Annotated in this window: 6 protein-coding genes; all 6 read left to right on the top strand. The window is 34.8% G+C overall.

The window, feature by feature from the left end:
* The first annotated feature begins 110 nt into the window (after positions 1-110).
* On the top strand, positions 111-1,145 hold the full coding sequence (locus F6K40_RS10535) for a chlorophyll a/b binding light-harvesting protein (RefSeq protein WP_293135169.1): 1,035 nt from the start codon (positions 111-113) through the stop codon (positions 1,143-1,145).
* A gap of 174 nt (positions 1,146-1,319) precedes the next feature.
* Positions 1,320-1,556 carry a hypothetical protein gene (locus F6K40_RS10540; protein ID WP_293135171.1) on the top strand — a complete coding sequence of 79 codons (237 nt, stop codon included), beginning with the start codon at positions 1,320-1,322 and terminating at the stop codon, positions 1,554-1,556.
* Positions 1,557-2,223: 667 nt separating this feature from the next.
* Complete coding sequence (gene fldA, locus F6K40_RS10545) at positions 2,224-2,736, top strand: flavodoxin FldA (RefSeq protein ID WP_293135173.1); 513 nt, start codon at positions 2,224-2,226, stop codon at positions 2,734-2,736.
* A gap of 270 nt (positions 2,737-3,006) precedes the next feature.
* On the top strand, positions 3,007-3,750 hold the full coding sequence (locus F6K40_RS10550) for an alpha/beta fold hydrolase (RefSeq protein ID WP_293135175.1): 744 nt from the start codon (positions 3,007-3,009) through the stop codon (positions 3,748-3,750).
* A 592-nt stretch (positions 3,751-4,342) separates the two neighbouring features.
* On the top strand, positions 4,343-4,684 hold the full coding sequence (locus F6K40_RS10555; protein ID WP_375340558.1) for a hypothetical protein: 342 nt from the start codon (positions 4,343-4,345) through the stop codon (positions 4,682-4,684).
* A 710-nt stretch (positions 4,685-5,394) separates the two neighbouring features.
* The gene (locus tag F6K40_RS10560; protein ID WP_293135177.1) at positions 5,395-5,955 is read left to right on the top strand and encodes a Crp/Fnr family transcriptional regulator; all 561 of its coding nucleotides are present in this window, start codon (positions 5,395-5,397) and stop codon (positions 5,953-5,955) included.
* The last annotated feature ends 266 nt before the right edge of the window (positions 5,956-6,221 follow it).

The raw sequence follows: 6,221 nt of genomic DNA on the forward strand, positions 1-6,221 counted from the left end.
ATTTACTTGAATAAATATATTGAATATAAACAGTTACGAATTATCAGCTAAAAATTAAGTAGTAACTGTTTGGAAAAACTATTGACCATAATTCAAGGAGACAAAACTTCATGCAAACTTATGGTACTCCAGAAGTTAAATACGATTGGTGGGCTGGAAATGCCCGCTTCGCGAAACTATCTGGTTTATTCATATCTGCTCATGTAGGTCAAGCAGCTCTAATTACTTTTTGGGCTGGAGCATTTACTCTGTTTGAAATATCTCAATATTCCCCCGATTTACCCATGGGAGAACAGGGTTTAATCTTACTCCCTCACCTAGCAACTTTAGGTTTTGGTATTGGAACAGGTGGAGTAGTTGTAGATACTTATCCATATTTTGTAGTTGGTGTTATACATCTAATTTCATCAGCAGTATTAGGTGCAGGAGCGCTTTTTCACACCTTTAAAGCTCCAGAAAATTTAAAAGATGCAACAGGTGGAGCAAAGAACTTTCACTTTGAATGGGATGACCCTAAAAAGCTTGGTATTATTTTAGGTCATCACTTACTTTTCTTAGGATTTGGTGCTTTATTATTAGTAGCCAAAGCTATGTATTTTGGTGGGCTTTATGATGCGACAACTCAAACAGTTCGTTTAGTAACAAATCCCACTCTCGATCCATTAGTAATATATGGGTATCAAACTCATTTTGCGACTGTTAATAGTTTAGAAGATTTAGTTGGCGGTCACGTTTATGTAGGATTTATCCTAGTTTTTGGTGGTCTTTGGCACATTGTTAAGGAACCCCTTCGATGGGCAAAACGAGTTCTCATATTTTCTGGTGAGGCAATTCTTTCTTATTCTCTAGGTGGAATCGCTCTAGCAGGATTTGTGGCAGCTTACTTCTGTGCCGTTAATACTTTAGCTTATCCTGTAGAGTTTTACGGTCCAGTTTTGGAAGTTAAGTTGGGGATTACTCCTTATTTTGCGGACAGTGTAGAGTTGCCTTTAGGTGCTCATACTGCTCGTTGTTGGTTGGCAAATGCTCATTTTTTCTTAGCTTTCTTCTTCTTGCAAGGTCATCTCTGGCACGCTCTGCGATCTATGGGTTTTGACTTCAAGCGTGTGGAAAATGCTTTGAATGGTATAGCAGAGGAATCTTAATCAGATGATAAGTGTTTGAGAGCGGGAATTTTTAAGTGTCATTTTTGAAGATTCCAACTCTCAAACTATATCTCTAGGAAAGCTTACAGCGCTTTTCAGATTGATGAACCACACTGGTACAACTAAAACCTTGTAGGGACGTTCCATGGAACGTCCCTACTGTGATATACGGAAATGAAAACTGCTGTATGGTATAATTGCCCGTCATTAAATAGAGGAGTCAGAAGTGTCTATGGGAAGAAGCAATATGAAAAACAGGTTGAAAAATACTCTCATACAACCTATTTTCCCATCTCGCCATTGTCTCCTCTATCTCCCTGTAAGTGGTTTGGGGAAAAAAAAATTGCTGTAGTAGAAAATTTGGCTTTAAGGCTTGACAACTTAACTCTATTTATGAGTAAATATAAATAGTAAATAGAAATATTTCTTATTTATCTTGAGAAGAGGATTATAGGGCTAGTAACTGTTGGCGATAATCATTGATTATCATAGGTTTATAAGAACGGCATCTTGCTAGTTAGTAGTGTACCTGACTGAGATGAAATTTGCTACGCATTCCTATATAGTTTTTGTTCCTGCACCTAAACTAGAGAACAGGAATCTGGGCTATTCCACAATATAATAAACAGAAAATTAAATTATATTGAGTTTTATCTTACAAGCTTATTGAAAATAATTATCAAAATTTTTCTGGGTATGAATAAACAGATTTTGAGTGTAGAGGTTAGGTATAGCAATCAAAGCAAAAGGCGGGGACCTTGAGAATTTTTATTTCATAGATCGCGCATAGGAAATAGAAAAAAATGGCAAGTTCAAAAACACTAGCTTCATGGAAAATCAAACGAGATACGAGATAAAAATAAGTGCGATCGCATAGATATTTTTAAATACTTAGAATCAGAAAATAGTTGTCAAAATCCGACAATAATTATAAGCAATAATATGAATAAACTAAAAAGTGATTGGTCTGGTTGTTGTGATGAATTAGATCCATACTAAGTTATAATTCAAATAGTTTGAGCAATTTTCAAACTAACATCATAAGTAAGACAAAAAAACAACTACCACGGAGGTAAAAATGTCAAAAATTGGTATTTTTGTCGGCAGTACAACAGGTAAAACTGAAGATGCGGCAGAAATTGTCAAAAAAGAATTTGGTGGTGACGAAGTAGCTACCATCTATAACATGGATGGTGTAAATCCCAAAGATTTTAATGATTATCAAAATTTAATTATTGCCAGTCCCACCTGGAATATTGGTGACCTACAAAGTCACTGGGAAGAGTTCTTTGATAAACTAAAAGGCATTGATTTCAAGGGGAAAAAAGTTGCCTATTTTGGCACAGGAGACCAAATAGGATATGGTGATAACTTTCAAGATGCTATAGGTATATTAGAGGAAGAAATCTCTAGTTTAGGAGGTATTACTGTTGGGCATTGGCCTACAGATGGTTATGATTTTACCGAATCCAAAGCAGTCAAAGATGGCAAGTTTATAGGTTTAGCTCTAGATGAAGATAATCAACCAGAATTAACAGAAGAACGCATCAAAACATGGGTAGCGCAACTGAAAACAGATTTTGGGATTTAGTCTGATTTAATTAGCAAAGTTATCAGGTTTGACTAAAGTTGATTAAGTCAGAGAAATTTCTTTAACTTTCAAAACTTCTAAGAGAAGGAAGGTTTATGAAAAAAATGGAAAGTAATTTTTGGGGAATATCTAGTTGAGAGTAGAAAAATTCTAATAGAAAACCTCAAGATATACTTATAATTTCAGATACTTCCTTCTCAAAAAATTATTATCTACTCAAAGGTACTATTTATTTATTGGTATCTTAATAACTTAGGAGAATGAAGATCGATGTCTAAAATTCCAGATGTATTGTGGTTAAATACCAGTCCTAGTCTACAAGTTTTTAATCGGCGGTTAATTCGTTATTTATCGAGAAAAGTTTTAATTGCAGAATGGGATTATTTGCAAACTCCTGACGATCCTTGTGATCCTGAAATAGCTGTAACTTTACTTCACGATTATCTCAAATCTTTAAGTAAACCGATTCATCTTATTGGTCATAGTACAAGTGGATTAGTAGGATTAATGTATGCTCATAAATATCCGGAAAGAGTGAAATCTTTAACGTTGTTATCTGTAGGTGTTCATCCTACAGTTGATTGGCAAGCACATTATTATGTACATCGTCATCTTTTACCTTGTAGTCGAGAAATAACTTTGACAAATATGGTAAAAAGTTTATTTGGCGAACAAGATAGAAAAATCACTCAAAACTTAGTCAGGATATTGGAGAGAGATTTAGATTTATCTCCATCTCCTCATTCATTGTTAAAACGTCAAAGTATGATCCCGAGTGAAGTTCCTGTACCTTTAATGGTATGTGGTAGTAATGATGACACAATTATCGATCGTAATTTAATTCAAGGATGGCAACCATTTTTAAAACCAGAAGATCGGATTTGGGAATGTCCTGAAGGTCGTTATTTTTTCCATCATTTTTCACCTCTAAATGTAGCAAAACCACTTCTAGAATTTTGGCAGGAAAATAGCTTAGTTTTATCAGATATTACTCCAGAAGCAATAGCAAGTTAAATGTTCTATTACTGATATTTTTGGCACAGTAGTTAATTAGAATATCATCATTCATAATTATGGCTTGCTGATTAAATATCAAAATATTTACAGATAAAAGCAAAAGCCTTTTTAGTGCTAAAAAAGTGCCATATTTTAGGAGGGAATTGCTCAAAATTTGCCCATTTTTTGAATTCAAAATTCACCCATTCAAAGTTCAAAATTTTTTGTTCATTATTTCAAGTCTCTGACTTGAGGCAGAAGTTATAATTTTGAATTGATTTGACTATTTTAAACAGATAATGGATGGAGAAAAAAAATCTCAGACGGTTCTTCCTCAAACCTCTCCTATAATTCCTATTTTTATTGTATGTGGCTAATCTGACGACCTCTCTATCTGAGCGATCTCTTCACACCTCAGACTTTTTCAGGCAAACCCTAATTAGTTAGTGATTTTCAGAATAAATAAAATAGTGTATGATTTGACATTATTTTGAACTGCTAAACGCTATAACTAATATAGTTAGCGATCGCTTCAGTTTTTGGCTAGTTATACTACTGCCTCTAACTAGGAATTTTTCTCCAAGCATTGATTCAGTATAAAGTTAAAACTATGATTAATTTGCTTCCCAAAGAGATATTTGAAATCCTAGCTCATATCTTTTTTATGATTGGTATTCTATCACTAATGACTATGGGTTTGTGGAATTTTTATGTAACGTTTAAGTCAGGAATAAATTATGTTAAACGACTGCATCAAATCCCCTGTAGTCGCTGTACATTTTTTACAGATGATTATCGTTTAAAGTGTACTGTACATCCTTATAGCGCACTCACTGAAACAGCACTAAATTGTAGTGACTATGAACCAAATAATAATCAAAAAAAACCTGCTTTACAAGTCTGTGAAGCTAATTCAAAATACTCCGATTCTCAACCTACGGGAGTGTTTTAGCTAAAATTGTAGGGACGTTGCTTGAGCATTAATGCGTTTTCCGTTCCGGAATGCTCCTATTCCATGTCGCTCCGCGTTTTGCTAGCGCAAAGCTTTCCTAAGGGAATGCTCCGCAAACGCTAACCGCTGTCGCGACATGAAAAACGCGCGTTGTGCGTTCCGCACAACGTCCGTACGGGAGAAAGATTATATGTTGGGTTTATCCTACGGATAAGCTCCGAAGATAGTCCCTCAACCCAAGCTACATCTAATTCACAATATTCTCATTCCCAACCTATAAACCCAGCAACTCACTATTAACTTACTCAAAAATAATTACCTAAGAAGTAACTGTTGCATGGTAAAAAATATGTAAGCAGTCAGCAATAAAAATCAAGTCAATTATATTAAAGGAGATAGTATAAGTAAAATTCACGCCTTGTAGGGGTTTGGTAACCAAACCCCTACCAAAGTTGGAGTTTTTGCCTCTTGAACAAACCTCCCAACTCCATGCGCAAAGGGGGGGGTTTAATATTATCTGGCAATATTGATCGCGCTTGGTATAACTTGACTTGTCCTGACGCTAGTAACTGATAGCTATTTTGCCATCGCATAATGGTCGTTTTTCATATTCGATATGAAAACGTTGCGTAACATGAATGGGCAGCATTCCATAAGAAATGCTGACAAAAATAAAATGTAGATTCTGCAACATAAATAGGAGAAGAAAAATGAGCTTAAATTCAGTAATTACTGGAACCCCTAAATTAAAGCACCATCAATTTAAACGCCGTCAACTAATACCATTGACAGATGTATTATTGTGGCGAATAGATTCTGGAATAGTTCGTACTCTGACTAAGAATGAAGAAGAAAATATCATTACTCTAGGATTTTGGGGTAAAGGAGACATTGTTGGTCAACCTTTATTTCCTTTTTATCCTTATCAAGTTGAATGTTTAACTATTGTCGAGGCAACTATTTTACCAAGGGGTTATTTTTATGCTCAAGAAGTAATGCTTTCTCACATTCAAAGAACTCAAGAACTATTAAGAATTATTCATTCTAGAAAAATTAAATTACGACTGCTGAGATTATTAAAATGGTTAGCAGACAGATTTGGGAATCAATTGCCAGAAGGACAAATACTTGATATTCGCTTAACTCATCAAGAAATAGCTGACATTATTAGTACCAGTCGCGTTACTGTTACGCGACTACTAAATCAGTTTGAACAGGAAAATAAAATTGGGTGGTCACACAATAACTGTTTAATTCTTTTTAGGGAGTAGGGAGTAGGGAGTAAGGAGTAATGAGTAAGGAGTAATGAGTAAGGAGTAAGGAGTAAGGAGTAATGAGTAATGAGTAAGGAGTAAGGAGTAAGGAGTAAGGAGTAATGAGTAATGAGTAAGGAGTAATGAGTAATGAGTAAGGAGTAAGGAGTAAGGAGTAAGGAGTAAGGAGTAATGAGTAAGGAGTAAGAAAGGAAATGAAAATGCATAAATTTTTAAATTCGTATTCATGCTTAACATATTCTAGTTGAGGAAGTAATTTTGCG

Source organism: Okeania sp. SIO3I5 (assembly GCF_010672085.1).
Taxonomy (GTDB): domain Bacteria; phylum Cyanobacteriota; class Cyanobacteriia; order Cyanobacteriales; family Microcoleaceae; genus Trichodesmium.